Raw genomic sequence first — 17,201 nt, forward strand, 5'->3', positions numbered from 1 at the left:
AGCAGGTTTTATCAAAATAGATGGTGTTTCTGTGTCAAAGCCTCAGCAGTTTGTCAGCATTGCTGGTTTTGGATCCTGTTAAACGTTAAGATTGTTAATAAATTCAGCCGGTTTCGAAAACCGGCTTTAGGAAAGATAGAGAATCGTCTGAGTGTCAGTTACGATGGATCACTCTGACTTATCAAAAGTTGTCATTCAAACCAGAATTCAGTCTGTATTGATACGGTGATCGAACATGAAACGAGCGAAGCTTCTTGCGTTAAAACAACGTTTATTGGGACACAAGGAATTGGGATCAGAACTTGCTGCCACTGGAACGCGGTGGGGGTTTGTGGTGCTGGCTTTGGGGGTCTGCCTGCAGTTGACACTTGCTGCAGATAAGCAGGCGGAGGTTCCCAAGTCTCCGTTATCTCCTGTGGAATCTTTGAAGCAAACTGTGGTTCACCCTGACTTCGAAATGCAGGTCGTGGCGTCCGAGCCAAATGTGATCAACCCGGTGGCGGTGGCGTTTGATGAGACGGGGGTGCTCTGGGCTGTGGAAATGACAGATTATCCGCATGGACCCAAACCAGGTGAAGATCCTAAAAGCCGTATCAAATTGTTGCGCGATAAGGATCAGGATGGATATTACGAAACCGCGACTGTCTTCGCCGACAAACTCTTATTTGCCACCGGGATTCAACCCTGGAAGGGGGGACTGATCGTCACCCTGGCCGGCAAAGTACAGTTTATGAAAGATACCAACGGCGATGATAAAGCCGATGTCGTGGAAACGTGGTTTACCGGATTCAAAGAACAAAACTCGCAATTGCGAGCAAATCATCCGACGTTGGGTTTGGATAATCACGTTTATATTTCCAATGGCTTGCGTGGTGGTTCTGTGATTGCCACGCATCCGGAATGGAAGAAAAAGGCAAAGCAGGTTCCAATTAGTGGTCTTGATTTTCGCTTTCATCCCTTGTCTGGTAAGTATGAATCGATTTCTGGAATTGGTCAGTTTGGTCTGACGTTTGACGATTATGGAAATCGGTTTGTCTGTACGAACCGGAATCCGAATAAACACATCGTATTGGAAAATCGTTACCTGAAACGAAATCCTTATCTGGCAGTGAAGTCGGTTTACCATGATGTCTCACCGGATGGCGAAGATTCCCGTGTGTATGCCATCAGCCGGACCTGGACAACATCAACGCTACATGCGGGACAGTTTACCGCCGCCTGTGGCGTGACGATTTATCGGGGAGACTTGTTTCCCAAAGGGTTTTACGGAAACAGTTTTACCTGTGAGCCGACTGCGAATCTGGTGCACCGTGATGTCATGACACCCCTGGGTGCGACCTATGATTCGAAGTATGGTCGTGATCAGGTAGAGTTCATCGCCAGCCGTGATGAATGGTTCCGACCAGTGAATATGGCTAATGGTCCGGACGGGGCCTTGTATTTATGTGACATGTATCGCGCGGTGATCGAGCATCCCCAATTCATGCCCGCGGAATTAAAAGAACGTTCCGATCTGAATGATGGCATTGATCGGGGGCGAATTTATCGCATCGTTCCGAAGAATGCCAAGATTGATCAAAGCGTTTATACGTCTTTGAAAAACGCAACGCCTACGCAACTGGTGGCAGCACTCGATTCTGAAAATGCCTGGCAGCGGGAAACCGCCGCGCGATTGATCTTCGAACATCAAGACGCCTCGCTTCAACCACAGTTAGAGCAACTGGTGTCTAATGGTAAAACAGAACAGGCCCGAATCCATGCCTTATGGGCTTTGGAAGGATTAGGGGAATTGAATGATGCGGTTCTGGAAACGGCATTAAAGGATGCATCTCAGCGCGTCAAAGAGCAAGCCGTTCGTCTCAGTGAGCCGCGTTTGTCGGAAAATGCCAAGCTGCAAGAACAGGTGCTTTCCCTGGTCGATTCTGCCGATGGTCGTTTGCGGTTTCAGTTAGCCATCAGTCTGGGAGAGGCAAGCGATGTCTCCTCGATGGTGGATCAACTGGCCCGTCTGATGTTAAAGGGGGCCGATGATTCCTGGACGCGAGCGGCGGTGCTTTCCTCTGCCTCCGATCACACCGTGGCAATTTTCAAATCATTCCTCAAGCAACTCAATGCAGCAGATACCAAGTTGTCGGCTCAGGCAGGCGTGACAGACGCCGTTCGAGAAATGACGGCTGTAATTGGTCCTCGACTCAAAGCGGAAGAAATTGAAGAAACACTTTCGTTGATTGCCGGGATGGATTCCGATCAGCAACTCGTGTTACAGATCGCTGGTTTTGAAGGACTGGGTAACAGCCTCAGACGACGTGGGAAGTCCATCGCACAGTATCAGGCTAAGTTGTCTGACGCTGACCAGCAAAAGTTAAAGGCATTCTATCAAAAACTGGTGACTGCGGCGGCCGATCCGAAAACGCCGTTAGCACAAAAACTGAATGCGATTGGCGTGTTGCGGTTCGTCGGTTTTGAAATGGGCGGCAAAACACTGCTTACGTTGATTCAAAGCGATGCTTCCCAGGAAATCAAAATCGCCGCTATGGAAGCCATCAGTCCCTATTCTGATCCGCAGATTGGTGTCGTTCTGATGGAGGGGTTTGATAGTCAGACGCCGGGGATGAGACGGGCGATTTTGGATGCCATGTTGTCGAATCAGGATCGGACCAGTCTGTTACTGGACGCGATCGACAAGAATCAGATCAAAATTTCAGAACTAGGGCCTTCCCGTTCTACTCGTCTGCTACGGCACCGCAATTCAGAGATTCAGAAACGGGCGATTGCATTGTTTGCTGCTGCGATTCCGGCAGATCGCCAGAAAGTACTTGCCGCGTATCAGGCCTCGTTGAAGCTCAAAGCCAATCCGCTGACGGGGAAGCAGGTGTTTGTCAAAAACTGTGTGACCTGTCACAAGATTGGGGATATCGGCGTGAATGTGGCTCCTGATATTGGCGATTCCCGCACGAAAACGCCCGAATATCTGCTAACGAATATTCTCGATCCCAACCGGGCCATCGATGCGAATTTCTTCAGCTACACGATAATCACGATTGATGGCGTGGTGCATACCGGGATCATTTCCTCTGACAGTGGTGCGTCGATTACATTGACCCAGCCGGAAGGGAAAACGATTACGATTCTGAAAGAAGAAATTGACGAAATGAAATCCAACGGAGTTTCTCTGATGCCTGTCGGTCTGGAGAAGACGATCAATCCGCAACAGATGGCCGATTTGATTTCCTTTATCAAGAACTGGCGTTATCTGAGCGGTCAGGTTCCCAAGGACATTGCCAAGCCGCAGTAATTTTACTGACCGGCTATAAAATCAACATGGCGTCACCATAGCTGTAGAAGCGATAGTTTGCTTCTACAGCTTTTTTGTAGGCTTCGCGGATGAATTCCGAGCCGGCAAAGGCGCTGACCAGAACCAGCAGTGTTGACTTGGGTAAATGGAAATTGGTCAACAGACAATCGACGGCCTGGAACTGATAGGGGGGATAGATGAAGATATCGGTCTCACCTTGCCACGCTTTGAGCGGGCCTTGTTTCGCGACCGATTCCAGAGTACGGACGCTGGTCGTTCCCACGGAGACAATCCTGCCTCCCTGATCGCGTGTGGCGTTTAACAGGTCGGCAGATCCTTGTGGTAATTCACACCACTCGGAATGCATCTTGTGTTCTTCGAGTGTTTCCGCGGAGATTGGTTTGAATGTTCCAATGCCGACATGCAGCGTGACGTTGGCAATGCCGACTCCTTTTTGTGTGCAACGTTCCAGGAGTTCCGGAGTGAAGTGCAGGCCGGCGGTCGGGGCTGCGACCGCGCCTGGTTGATTAGCATAGACGGTTTGATAACGTTCCCAGTCTTCGTCGGTTGCCAGCTCCCGTCTCATATAAGGGGGGAGAGGCATGGTGCCGAAGTGTTCGAGCAATTGGTGATGATCTTCCTCAGACTGGACGGTGACTGTCCAGTAACCTTCGTCGTCTTTGGAATCCATTTGCAGTGTGAGCTGTTTCTGTTCGCTTCTTTGATGCGCGGGCTGCAGCTCAATGATCTCTCCCGGCACCAGCTTGCCTCTGGTTTTACTCATCAGCTTCCACTGTCCCAAAGTGTTCGAGCCGAGGTAAAGGCCTTCCCACTTTCCGCCCGTTGATTTTCGGACGCCGAACAGACGAGCGGAGAGCACACGCGTGTCGTTCAAGACCAGGCAGTCGTTGGGATTCAAATACTGGGGGAATTCGGAAATGGAACTATGGCTGATGGTGTGTGTTTTACGGTCCAGCACCAGTAGCCGCGACTGATCCCGCTGTTGTGTGGGTTCGGTGGCGATTAATTCGGGGGGAAGATGGTAGTCAAACGCGTTTAAGTTGGTCATCGAACAGGTTTCTAAATCATTTCCTTTTGTGAGAGTCTGGTTCGACCTGATCGAATCTTCTCTGAAAACAGCAGGAATTGTCTGGTTTTAACGGAGATTTTTATATTCTCTTAGCATATTAAGCACAATTTCGAAATCTAAGCTTGTCGCCAATTTCCGCCTTCGAACAATAGAATTCAGGCAGGATGGACAAATCCTGATTGTCGTTTGATTTCTTGTTGTCCTTAGAGGCTGGACGCTTGTCTGATAGTAAAGCACCCATTCCGATTGCGTTTTGTATTACCGGCTTGCAGCCCGGTGGGGCGGAACGTGCGCTGGTTCAGATCGTGACGCGGTTGAATCAGGAAAAATGGGCTCCCGTCGTATACTCTCTGACAGGCACGGGGCCTCTTGTCGCTGATCTGCAGGCTGCGGGAATTCCAACCGAAATCCTACACACGCATTCCACTTGGGATGTTGGTATTATCCGGAAGTTGGCACGAAAGTTCAAAGAACAAAAACCAGTTTTACTGCAAACCTTTTTATTTCATGCGAATTTAGCGGGGCGGATCGCGGCCCGTTTGGCAGGTGTGCCTCATGTCGTCTCTGGGATTCGTGTTTCTGAGAAACGTAAAAATGGACACCTGTTGCTAGATCGATTGACAAATCGTCTGGTGGATTTAAATATCTGTGTGAGTGAATCGGTGGCGAAATTTTCCGTTCGACAGGGAAAACTTGCCGAGTCAAAGGTGACGGTGATCCCGAATGGCGTCGATTTTGAATTGTTTTCGACGGCTGAGGCATTGGATCTGAGTCCTTGGGATATTCCGTCTGACGCGAAAGTGGTGTTATTCGTGGGGCGGCTGGATCCACAAAAAGCACCCGGCGATTTATTGACTGCGTTTGGCCGCTTTGCAGAACAGGCCTCTGACTTTCATTTGCTGTTTGTCGGTGAGGGACCATTAAAGGCAGAGTTACGTGAGAGTGCCCGCCAGTTGCCGTGTGCAGATCGCGTTCATTTTGCCGGCTGGCAGTCCGAAGTTCCTCAATTGATGCGGGCCGCCACTTGTCTGGTGCTGCCTTCATTGTGGGAAGGAATGCCCAACGTGGTTCTAGAAGCGATGGCCTCAGGATTGCCTGTAATCTCAACTGATGTGGATGGGGTTTCCGAATTGATCCAGCCTGGAGAGCAGGGGACTTTGGTCGCTCAGGGGAGCCCCGCTGAGATCCAGCAAGCATTACAGTCTCTAGCTACCCAGCCCACCCTGTCCTCCAGGATGGCTGGTAGTGCGCAAAGTATTGTGAAGAAAGAGTTTACATGGGACTCGATTGCTCACAAGTATGAACGGGTTTATGAGAAAATCCTGTCCGCACACGATTGATTTTTAACAAAAATATGACCGCAAAACAGGTGTGTCGCAACAAAATTTAAAAATCATCAAAGTCGCAATTCCAGTTGTGATAAGTATCTAGGTCAATTCAAGTTTGCCGATTTCAACTCCACCTTTCAATCTTGCTTGACGATTTGATTCTGGCTGGTAAATTCATCACTCTGTGGTGAATAGTGGTGGCGAGTGGGGATCAATGGCGCTGACAGGGACTTTCAACAAGATTCTGGATGGAAAACGGCGATTGGCAATTCCCAAACGGCTCAAGGAAGAGCTTGTGAACAAAGAGTTCACCCAGATTTATATCGCACCGGGAACGGAATCTTCTTTGTTGCTTTTTTCTGAGAAAGGATTTGAACAGCAGGCACAACGATTGAAAGAGTATTCCAAGAATGGCCCGGAAGCAGCTCAGTATCTGCGACTTTATTATTCGCGGGCCGAGAAAGTGGAAGTCGACTCTCAAGGACGGATCTGTATTCCCGAACGTCTGGCGGAACTGGCCAGCCTGCAAGCAAAGGAAGAAGTGGTGTTGATTGGAGTTCAAGACCATGCCGAAATCTGGAGCAGCACGCGTTGGAATGCCTATCTTAACAATCATGGACCTCATTTCGATGAGATGGCTACACAAGCCTTTGGGCAAATGCCCTGGTAATCATGTGATGTAATGTGGAACATTTCATTGCTGACGACCTAATTGAATATTGGTAGATGTAACGAACTTAAACAGAGTGTTGTTCAAGGAGGATAAATTGGAACTCTTCCGCTGGCTACCGGGCTTCGCGGATTGAAAGTGAAATGGATGTCACTTGTGTGTGCTCAGAACATTGGGTTGGGCCACCGGTCGTTCGTCTCCTGATACAAGTAGAATGGAAGCTACTTGAGACGGATGACTTCAGGGTTCCTTCCTTGGACAGGAATCGAGTCTGTTCGAGACAGAATTCTTATCAGCCTGCTTCCCTTTGGGGGGTATGAGCTTGATTCAATCGGTTTCTGAGAGAGAACTTAGGTCGTGAGAGTTCTTCCTCTCAAAAATCTTTAACTGATCTTGCCAAAAAATCAGGATTTTCCTAAACTCTCCACGCTTGAGAAGCAGGCCGATTCTTGTGTATGCATCTCAGGCAAGAAATCTCTCTGAGTAACACTTCAAAAGTCTCTACCCCTCCCCAAAAATTATCAATTCATATTTCTCCTGTTGGTGGAATGGGAATGGTCAGTCCGACGGTTCTCCAATCACTGATGGATCATTTTATATTTAGAATCGTTACCAATTGAATGTCAGGTATGTCTGGTGATAAGAAGCGGCCCCTTCACTTACCGGTCTTGTTACGAGAGGTGGTTGAACAGCTGGATTTATCTCCTGGTCTGGTCGTCGTTGACGGCACAGTCGGAGCCGGTGGTCACAGCGAACATATCCTACGGCAAATTGGTGCAGAAGGAACTTTAATCGGTCTGGATCGTGATACGATGATGTTGGAGTTTGCCCGAGATAAATTAGGAGTCGAGAAATTGCCAGCGGGGCAATGCCATCTCAGGCAAGCGAGTTACGCTGAGCTTCCAGCAGTTCTGGCTGAATTAGAATTGACGTCTATTGATCGCGTTTTGTTGGATCTGGGTTTGTCTTCTGACCAACTGGGAGACGATGAGCGTGGTTTTGGGTTTGAATCTTCGGGCGAACTGGATTTACGGTTTGATACCAGCACGGGAGTGCCCGCCTGGAAATTGCTGCAAACACTTTCGGAATCCGAGTTGTGTGAAATATTCGAAGTCTATGGAGAGGAACGGTTCAGTCAGAGGATTGCCAGCCAGCTAGTCAAACAACGGAAAACGGCGCCCCTCAAAACGGCGGCAGAGTTAATTAAAGTGGTCCAGCAGGCAATTCCTGCCAAGGCACTGGCGGCTGCCAGGAAAAATCCGGCAACTCGTGTGTTTCAGGCATTACGGATTGCGGCGAATCGGGAACTTGAACAACTGGAAACGATATTGGAATCGGTGCTTCCTGAGGTTTTGAAGCCGGGGGGCAGAGCTGCGATTATCAGCTTTCACTCTCTGGAAGACCGAATGGTCAAGCAGGCTTTTAAAGATCGAACAATCTGGAAAAACTTAACACCAAAACCGATCGTGGCAACGCAAGCTGAGCAACGGGTGAATCCGCGTTGCCGAACCGCAAAGCTGCGGGTTGCGATGAAAACATAAGATGAAAACATAAATAGTACAGCTGAATAGAACAGGTAGACAAGCAGTTTTCTGTTTGTCTGGAAAACCAGAAATTTACGTTTAAATTGGAAATGGTTCAAAGCCATGACTGAAGAAAAAAAAGCAGAACAGGCGTCAGAAGAAGACTGGGGTGTTGAAAAACCCAAGTCGGGGATCGCCATTGAAACCAAAGTCGGGCTGTGCTTGATTTGCATCCTGCTCAGTGCTTTTGGGTTGGTCGTCTATCAGAAAATCAATCGGCCACAGGAAGATCTGGCAGTGAATGGTCCTGCAGATGTGACGTCTGAGGATGATCAGTCGGCGAAAGCAGATCCATTTGTCGAGGGAAGTGCGGAAGCTGACGCGACCGGTCAGGTGGCAAGTCAATCGAACGAATTTGATGCTTTGGGAAATGGATCCAGCGGAGATAACGCTGGCTTTTCAACTCCTCAGGAAGAGCGGGGAAATCCGTTTGCTGAGCAGCAGCCAGGAGCACAGGGCACAGATCAGTTTGCGCAAAATGCGTTTGATAATCAGAGTGAACCGCAACAGGCAACTGAGATGGCTGCCAATCAGACAGATAACGGATTTCAGCAATTCGATACGCCGGCCGGGGCCAGCAATGAGTTTGCGAATCCTGCTCAAAATGAATTTCAAAATGAAATGCAGAAGCAGCCCGAGCCAGCCGCCTTTGATAATGGGCAACAGGATCCTTTTTCAGGAGCGGATCAATTTGCGCAACAACCTGCTGGTGCCGACGCATCACAGGCTGCGCCACAACAGAACAATTTCAACGTCGGTTCCGAATCTGAGTTTGCCCCTCCTGCCGCCGGCGTCGATTCCGGTTTGATGGAACAGTCAGGGGAGCAGGAATTTGCTCAGTCACCGGCAGCAAATGCCTTTCAGGGTGAGTCAGATCCTTTTGGTGGTGCAGCAGCAGGTCAGGGGCAAGCGATGCAGCAGCCACAGCAACCGGCGGAAAATGCATTCGATGAATTTGGCTCGTCAGAGAGTTTGAACGATGGACAGATGCAAAATAGAGAAGAGTTTCCTGCGAAAACCGCGAAAGTAAATATCACGGAGATCTCAAGTCCCAGCGATGCAAACTCATTTAGTGATGCCGATTTCTCGCAGGACGAACGTCAAGTGCCGGCGCCGCAACCTGAAAATGCCTTTGAGCAGGAGACACCTGCGATGGCGAATGAGCAGTTTGAACAGCCTCAAGCTTCTGGGCTCAATGAACCGACTCCAAGCCAAAATGAAGAACGGTTTGGTAATTTTCAACCGGAAGAGTTTTCTGCTCAGCAGGCAGAAAGTGTGACAACGGTCAAGCGTCCTGCCGCAGCCATCGATTCCGGTGCGTTTCGTGGTTCGGAAATGACGGCGGAGCAGGTTCCTCAAGCTCAGGGGTTATTTGATGGTCCCGCCCCTGTCAGAGAAGTATCTACACAGAAATTTAGTTCGCAGCAGGAAGCGATGTTCAACCAGCGGCCCGCTGTGGCTACAGGGGGTGAGTATACGGTACAGAATGGAGAGAATTTCTGGACGATTTCCAAGAAGCTGTATGGTAGCGGGCGGTATTTTCAGTTGCTAGCAGAAATCAACCGGAGTCGTGTGAGTGATCCGCGCAAGATGAGACCTGGTTTGAAACTGATTGCTCCCGATCAGGTGGCGATTGATGCACAATATCAGGCCCGTCATAAATCAACGCAGACTACGATCAGTGAATTTTCCGGAAAAGGAGCAACTCGCAAGCCAGGTAAGCCAACCGGATTTTTTATCAGCCAGGATGGCCGTCCGATGTATCGCGTTGGAAGCAGTGATACTTTGACTGATATCTCACAGAAACATCTCGGGCGTTCTTCCCGCTGGTATCAGATTTATCAGATCAATCGTCAGAGAATGCAAAATCCGAACAAGCTACAAATTGGAACTGAATTGCAGCTGCCTTATGATGCCAGCCGAGTCAGCCTTGTTCCCGGAAAGTCATCCAGCCGATAGTAAAAATAGGCGTATTCGTCTTTTTTCAAAAGGTACTAATCCGGCAGCATATCTGAATATCTCCGACCTGCTGCCTGGGGAAGGCTGGGGTCGATGTTATTCCGATTTGGTAGCGCAATCTTGCTGGCGGTTGCTGTTTCACTGGTCGGGATTGCGCTGGAGAAAGAAAGCCTGAAGCTGAAACGCCAGGTGAGTCGGCAGCATTATCAACTCGATGTGCTGGTTGACGCCCATGCCAAGATGAAATTGGCCACACAACGGGCCGGTTCCCCCAGGCAGGTATTGAATTCGATGGAACGGGGAGAACTGGGCGTCGAAACAAATCAGCAGCCAGTCTCGACCAATCGCCGTGAAATGCCTTTACTGCAGTGGCATTTGAACCATTCGTCGCAACAGGCTGATGACGAGAATTGATCGTATCTCTGAACCTTTGGCGAAGGCAGGCCGTTTCTTGAATTCCGAAAAGTCGCATCATCGAATCAGTTGGCGTACCTGGAGTCTGGTGTGCATGGTGGTCCTGGCGTGGATCGTAATTTCGGGGCGGCTGATTTTCCTGCAATATATTGGGCACCGTCAATTCGCCAAAGTTGTGGCGCGGCAGCAGATGTACAAAGAAAAAATTCCCGCCCGACCGGGAGATATTCTTGATCGCAATGGCCGACTACTGGCGACCACAATTGTTAGTAACAGCCTGTATGTAGTGCCGCAGAGGCTGGAAGATCAAAAAAACGTAAAAGCAATTTGTGAGGTGTTGCATCTTGATCTGCCGCATTTTCGCAATCGGTTGAAGCAGAACCGGGAGAAGCTGTTTCTCTGGGTGAAACGTCGCCTTTCCGAGCAGGAACTGCAGGCGATTCGCGGTCTCGATTTATCTGATGATGCCTGGGGTTTTCGTCAGGAATATCGCCGGCAGTATCCTCAGGGCGCGTTAGCGGCCCATGCTCTAGGGCTACGGGATATTGATGGCAAGGGGCAGGGCGGTCTTGAAGAGGCGTTTGACCATTTGATTTGTGGGCAAGACGGCCATCGTTTTCTGATACGTGATGCGCACGGTCGCGTGATTGAAGTTCGCAATGATTCACGTGAGGCAGCTCGGAATGGGGAGACGCTTGTTGTGACGCTGGATTCGATTATCCAGTTGTACACAGAGCGTCAGTTGCAGGCGATTATTCAGGAATGGCAGCCAAAAAGTGCCTGTGCAATCGTGATGGATGTCAAAACCGGTGAAGTGCTGGCGATGGCATCGGCGCCGACGTTTAATTTAAATCATCCCGAAGCGATTTCCGAGTCAGCCTGGAAGAATACGGCGATTGCTTCGATTTATGAACCAGGTTCAACCCTGAAGCCGTTTATTGTGGCAGCGGCGCTGGAAAAGGGACTTCTGGAAAAGTATGAAGAGTTCGATTGTGAGCAGGGTGAGTACCGAATGGGAAAGCGTTTGTTGCACGATCATCATAGCTACGGGATGCTAAGCGTTACGGATATTCTGGTGAAGTCAAGTAATATCGGGATGGCAAAAATTGGGGAACGGTTGACCAACCCCGGGTTATATGAATCGGTGATGGCATTTGGATTCGGGCAGAAAACCGGAATTCAATTGCCGGGAGAACTGACTGGAATTGTCAGGCCACTCTCGTCGTGGAATATCTATTCGACCGGTTCGATCCCGATGGGACAGGAAATTGCTGTGACTCCAATTCAACTGATTACGGCCCACGTTGCGCTGGCAAATCAGGGAAAGTTGTTGAATCCCCGCTTGATTCGAGACCAGATTGACCATAATTATTTCCCGCGTTCCGAAGAAGAGCCGGCACAGGTGCGCCCGATGATTTCAACTCCCATTGTTTCACCCGAAGTGGCAGACTGGCTGGTCAGGGTTCCTATGACGGAAACCGTTGAGCGGGGGACCGGTAGGAAAGCCCAGCTTGAGGGGTATACCGTGTTTGGGAAGACGGGGACCGCACAAAAACCTGATCCAAAGACAGGGAAATATTCTTCACAGTTGCATGTGAGTTCGTTTATTTGTGGGGCCCCGGCCAATGATCCGCGGGTGCTGGTGTTGGTTGTAGTGAACGAACCTTCGGTTGGAGAAAATCATTACGGTGGGACTATTGCAGGTCCTCCCGCTGCTGAGATCCTTAAAAAGACGCTGATGTATCAGCGGGTTCCCTTTGATAAGTCTGGTCAACAACCGTTGGAACGAACTGCCCGTCGCCAGCGGAATGCATTACGCTAGACTTCGTATAACTCCCCGGCTTCCTGTTTTTGCGTTCGTTGACTGCTTTTTTCTGCGATCAGCTGCCGGGAAGGCCCGATCAACTTGAATCAATATTGACAAAAAGTTGCTTTTTTTTGTATTAAGACTCAAGTTTCATTTCTCTCACTTCCACTTCCTTTTCAGTCACACACAAGACGCTCCGTCTGAATCTGTGTGGTTTTCATTTCACTATAGCGGAATCCCGGTTGTCATTGTGGCAATTCTGATTCCATATCACCAATTCCATTTTTAGATGAACCTGACCGTTTCGTTTCAGGGAATCATTAATTGCATAGGATTTCCTGTCAATTCGATGGGCTGTTAAGTCATGGCAGAAGAAAACGAAGAACAACCAGAATCAGACGAGGCTGCAAGCGTTGCGGTGCAAGAACCGCCTGCAGATAAGGCTGCAGATAAGGTTGTAGACAAGGCTGAAGAAACTGCGGTCGAGGAGACCGAAGCGGTTGCACTCTCGTTACGTGATAAGGTTACGACATTTGCCAAAGCACGCTGGAAGCTTCTGGGGATTGCTGCTTCTGTGTTGACGTTGTTGTCGATTTATTTTCTATCGGGGACTGGGGAGCCTGAAAAGACTCCCAAAGAGAAGCTGATGGAAGCGTTGCTGACGCTGGAGACTTCACAGGATGCAAAATCGTGGGCTAAAGCGAAGAGAGTGGCATACGACTTGAAAAAAGAAGAGTATCAGGACCCGGATTTCCCAGGGGCCTTGTATTATATCTTTGGTGTTGTTGTCTTTCGCAATGCCGAGGAATTAAATGGAGAAGCTCAGGACAAACAATTTTTGATCGCCAGCCGTTACCTGAAAGAGGCGGAACGAAGAGCCGTCGATCAGGAGCATCGTCCAGAGTGGTGTTATGCTTTGGGAACCTGTCTCAATTTACTGGGGTCTACCAAACAATCACGTCCCTTGCTGGAAGAGGCGGTCGAGACCTATCCTGCAGGTCGATTAAAGGGTTCGATGTTACTGACAGACATCTATCTTGATCACAAAGCTGATGCTGAACTGAAAAAGGCATTTGAATTAAATACGGATGCAATTCAGATTGAAGGCCTGGATGTTGAGACGCTGGATCGGTTGTATCTCCAGCGCGCACAGATATTTCTGGCACAGGGGAAGAACGAGCAGGCACAGAAGGTTTTGGCTCAGGTGAAACAGAAGGAGTCTGTGAATCAAGTAACGCTTGTGTTCAAGGCACAGACGTTAATGGCAGAGGGGAAGTTTAAAGAGGCATTGGCGATGTTGGCGCCGGTGAAAGACAACCTGGGGCTGGAACGAAAATTTCCCAGACAAGCATCCTATTTAATGGGATTGTGTGCGGAATCTCTGAACGATGATGAGGCTGCGATTGGTTTTTATGAGCAGACGACACATCGTTATGATGGGACCCATGAAGGCTTGGCTTCCTATTTGCACCTTGCCGAGTTATTAAGGGAAAATGGCCGAACAGAAGAGGCCTTGATCGCTTATCGAAAGGCTTTGAGATCGATAGAAAATCCCTCTGAATTTCGTAATCGCTGGATCAGCCTGGAAGGGATTCAAAAGTATGTCCTGGATGCCTGGAATGACTGGGTAGACGAAGAGAAGATTAAAAACGGTGTGACCTATTTCAATGCGGCCATCCAACTGTCAGATTATTTGCCTCCCGTGTTGCCTGAAGTTCAGGCGAAAGAATTAGCAGCCAATGCCAATCGGCGATGGGCAGAGTATTTAGAGCGTCTCAACGAAGACTCTAATGTCACAGAGCAGGAGGCAATGAGGCCGAAATTGAATGAGCGTTGGAAGCAGAGCGGTATCGCCCATTTCGAGCTTGCCAGGAAGTTGAGTACTTCTGATCGCTATGGAGAAATATTATCGATTTCCGCGGAGCACTTCCAAAAAGGGCATGATTTTGAAACGGCCTTGAATGTGTTGACGCGCTTTATTAATACGAATCCAGACAAGCAGATGCCTCAGGCACTGGTCCGCCGCGGTGTGATTCTGCTTGAGCTGGATCAACTCGATAAAGCCATTGATCATTTTCAACGTGTGATCACAAACTATCCCACAGACGTAGCTTCATTTGAGGCTAAATATTTGATGGGAGTTGCCTATCTGGAAAAAAATGAACTGGATCGTGCCCAGGGCGTCTGGAAAGACATTCTGGAAATCAGCAATTTAACTCCGAAAGCAACGCAGTGGGGCGATTCCTTGTTTTCACTGGGAAAGCTGAATTTTCATCTGGGCAAAATTGCAGATTCAAAAAAAGACAACGTTGAGACGAACGCTGCTGAAGAGCAGCAATCGCCGACAAAGGCAAAGAATCTTTATTACGAAGAAGCAACGAAGCGGTTGCGCGAATATGTGGATCGGTATCCTGATTCGGAAAAAGTCCATGAGGCACGGTATCTGTTGGCGCGTTCACTCCAGAATCTCGCAGACCAACCGTTTCGGGAAATGAAAAATGCGAAAACAGACAATGCGCGAGAGGAGCTGAAACGCAAACAGTTTGCATATTTAAATTTGGCCAATGAGCAACTTCAAGTTTTGAACCGTGAGTTGCGACGGTTGGAAAGCCTGGATCGGCTTGACGTTCTGGGGAAACGGTTGCTGAAGTCAACCTGTTTTGGGATGGCACATTTGCTGTATCTGACTGAAGAGTACGAAGAAGCAATTAAATATTATCATGATGCGGTCAATCGCTATCCTCAGTGCACAGAGGTGTTAATTGCTTATATGAAAATGTCAGGCTGTTATGAGAGCCTGGGAAAAAAAAATGAAGCCAAAAGCATGCTCGAACAAGCAAAGATTATTTTGAGACAGATGCCCGATAGTGTGTTTGATTCCAAAGCAAGCAATCTGGGACGCGACGAGTGGAATCGTTGGTTGGACTGGTCTCGCGAATTACGTGATTCGGATAAGCGGACAGATCAATTGCAGAATGGTAATGGTGCGTAAAATTTAGTTTACAGAACTGGAATAAACCTGGAAATCAGCATCGTACTGCGGTCTGTTCCAGATGTAATTTAACTCGAAATTTGATGTAGTTTATTATGAACTCCACACAGATGATTGATTATCCCAAACTGTTTTCGGTACGCCTGGATTATTCAAAAGCATTGTTGAAGCTTTCATTTCAACAGCAGGACCTGATTAACCAGGATGACTATTCCGGCTTACTGGATGTATTGAGTAAAAAGCAGCGATTGCTGGAGCAGCTGGATCAATATAAGAAACAACTTCCTGCGCTCTGGGAAAAATGGAAGAGTGACCGAGATCAGATGTCTGCCGAGACACGCGAAACATGCGAGCAGATCTTAAGTGAGTCGGAAGCTGTGTTGGCGAAGCTGCTGCATAATGAAGATACGAGCACACAATGTATGGTTGATCGTCGCGATCGCACGAAGCAGCAGATTCTGTCTTTGAATCAGGGAGAAAAAGTAGGTGAAGCCTATCGTGACAGTCTGGCGCCGGTGACCCATCGGCATTTGAATATTGATCAGTAACAACAGTTTTAATAAAAAAACGTTTACCTTTCAGTAAGACAGGTTTTGAATAAATGAATACAAGTGTAATGAAGCATTCTGCAGTACGTGGGATTGTTCAAGTGGTGTCTGAAGATCGGATTCGCCGGTTAGAAGTCTGTACTCAATTTTCGAATCTGGGGTACACGGTTGTTCCTCTGTCGGAAGTTGTGTTTTCGCAAGGGGCACGGCTTCCCGAAGGGGATGTTTGCGTGCTGCTGGATCAAAAGGCAATTTCAGAATTTATGATTACAGTGGAGTCGGTACCTGAGGAAAATTTAATTCCGGTATTGTATTATCCGGCCTTCAGCAATGATGCGTCGCAGGCCTTTTTGAATCCATCTCGCACTGCTTCTCATGAAACAATGGCACCCTTTGCTGAGTTGAGATCACAGGATTCTCTGGACAATATCAGCCGGCTGCTTAATTCTGCGATCAAATATGCCCGGTTGTCACACGAATGCAATGATTTGGTTTCTGAACTCAATGCACGCTCCAGCCGCCGATTGATTGGTTACAGTCAGGCCATTCAGACTTTGAGGGATCGTATATCCGATGTTGTTCATTTACGGGTTCCTGTTCTGGTCCAGGGAGTGGCGGGTTCAGACGTGTCGCTGGTTGCGGAAATTATTCATGATTCCAGGTTTCTGAATTACCAGCCTTTGATCAAGGTGAATTGCAGTGGCTTGACTATCGAAAATATTGAACGGGAACTATCAGGCTACTTTTCGCATGAGGAAAGTAACTACTCGAATGAGCCCCTCTGGAATCCTGGTCAGATTGAGCAGGCAGCGGGAGGAACGCTGGTTCTGGATCAGGTGCATCTGGCATCGTTGCCTGTTCAGGCGGTGTTGTTGAAAATTTTAGAAAGTGGGGAATATTATTCTCCAGAAGATTGTCAGCACAAAAAAATGAACTGCCGCATCATTTCCACGAGCCATATTTCACTCAAGGAATTAAGCTCTCAAAATCAATTCAAGAGAAAACTGGCAAGCATTCTTTTGCGGTCAACGATTACGGTGCCGCGCTTGAATGAACGCAGGGAAGATCTGGCTCTACTGACGGAACACCTTTTAAACGAAGTGTCTCAGGTCGAAGGGACGGTTCCTAAGCTGTTAACTCTGGATGGGCTGGAAACACTGAAGAAACATGACTGGACCGGTGATGTTCAAGAACTGCGAAATCTGATTCGTCATGTGAATCAGGTCGATAATGGTCCTCGTCTGGATGCAGCGAGTTTATTACCCTGGATTGGGGCGGAATCGCTATCGAACACAGATGCATTAGTCGGAATGACGTTGCGGGAGATGGAACAAAGGTTAATTGAGAGCACGTTTGCCCGCTGTGGTGGGAACCGTGAAAATACGGCTCAAATGCTGGATATTGGATTGCGGACGCTGTCGGGCAAGTTGAGGTCATACGGGTATCCGCCACGTGGAGGTCCGGATTCCAAGCGGAGCTTTACGGTCAAGCGGGCTGCTTGACCGTCGATCAGTG

Annotated in this window: 11 protein-coding genes; 10 read left to right on the forward strand and 1 reads right to left on the reverse strand. The window is 48.7% G+C overall.

All coding sequences use genetic code 11. From position 1 onward, the window contains the following. Positions 1-235 precede the first annotated feature (235 nt). Complete coding sequence (locus AAC022_RS14900; RefSeq protein WP_339732149.1) at positions 236-3,295, forward strand: PVC-type heme-binding CxxCH protein; 3,060 nt, start codon at positions 236-238, stop codon at positions 3,293-3,295. A gap of 13 nt (positions 3,296-3,308) precedes the next feature. Here AAC022_RS14900 and queA read toward each other — a convergent pair whose 3' ends face one another. Continuing rightward, the gene (queA, locus tag AAC022_RS14905; protein ID WP_339732151.1) at positions 3,309-4,364 is read right to left on the reverse strand and encodes a tRNA preQ1(34) S-adenosylmethionine ribosyltransferase-isomerase QueA; all 1,056 of its coding nucleotides are present in this window, start codon (positions 4,362-4,364) and stop codon (positions 3,309-3,311) included. Positions 4,365-4,603: 239 nt separating this feature from the next. Here queA and AAC022_RS14910 point away from each other — a divergent pair, with 239 nt between their 5' ends. The 9 genes from AAC022_RS14910 to AAC022_RS14950 all read left to right on the forward strand — a co-directional run bounded on the left by AAC022_RS14910 (position 4,604) and on the right by AAC022_RS14950 (position 17,188). Next, entirely contained in the window at positions 4,604-5,725 is a 1,122-nt protein-coding gene (locus tag AAC022_RS14910; protein WP_339732153.1) for a glycosyltransferase, read from the forward strand. A 202-nt stretch (positions 5,726-5,927) separates the two neighbouring features. Further along, a complete protein-coding gene (locus AAC022_RS14915) occupies positions 5,928-6,383 on the forward strand; it encodes a cell division protein (protein WP_339732155.1) in 456 nt (151 codons plus the stop codon). Positions 6,384-7,012: 629 nt separating this feature from the next. Next, a complete protein-coding gene (gene rsmH, locus AAC022_RS14920) occupies positions 7,013-7,924 on the forward strand; it encodes a 16S rRNA (cytosine(1402)-N(4))-methyltransferase RsmH (RefSeq protein WP_339732157.1) in 912 nt (303 codons plus the stop codon). A 105-nt stretch (positions 7,925-8,029) separates the two neighbouring features. Continuing rightward, the gene (locus AAC022_RS14925) at positions 8,030-9,925 is read left to right on the forward strand and encodes a LysM peptidoglycan-binding domain-containing protein (RefSeq protein ID WP_339732159.1); all 1,896 of its coding nucleotides are present in this window, start codon (positions 8,030-8,032) and stop codon (positions 9,923-9,925) included. 93 nt (positions 9,926-10,018) lie between these two features. After that, a complete protein-coding gene (locus AAC022_RS14930; RefSeq protein WP_339732161.1) occupies positions 10,019-10,339 on the forward strand; it encodes a hypothetical protein in 321 nt (106 codons plus the stop codon). 37 nt (positions 10,340-10,376) lie between these two features. Further along, positions 10,377-12,161: a penicillin-binding protein 2 gene (locus AAC022_RS14935; protein ID WP_339732163.1), complete on the forward strand. Its 1,785-nt coding sequence runs from the start codon at positions 10,377-10,379 to the stop codon at positions 12,159-12,161. Between the two features lie 349 nt (positions 12,162-12,510). Beyond that, positions 12,511-15,138, forward strand: a complete 2,628-nt coding sequence (locus AAC022_RS14940) for a tetratricopeptide repeat protein (protein WP_339732165.1) — start codon at positions 12,511-12,513, stop codon at positions 15,136-15,138. Positions 15,139-15,233: 95 nt separating this feature from the next. Beyond that, positions 15,234-15,686, forward strand: coding sequence for a hypothetical protein (locus AAC022_RS14945; RefSeq protein WP_339732167.1), 453 nt, complete (start codon positions 15,234-15,236; stop codon positions 15,684-15,686). A gap of 53 nt (positions 15,687-15,739) precedes the next feature. Further along, positions 15,740-17,188 (forward strand): sigma 54-interacting transcriptional regulator, encoded by a 1,449-nt coding sequence (locus AAC022_RS14950; RefSeq protein WP_339732168.1) that lies wholly within the window; start codon positions 15,740-15,742, stop codon positions 17,186-17,188. Positions 17,189-17,201: the final 13 nt, after the last annotated feature.

The organism is uncultured Gimesia sp. (assembly GCF_963976445.1).
Taxonomy (GTDB): Bacteria; Planctomycetota; Planctomycetia; order Planctomycetales; family Planctomycetaceae; genus Gimesia.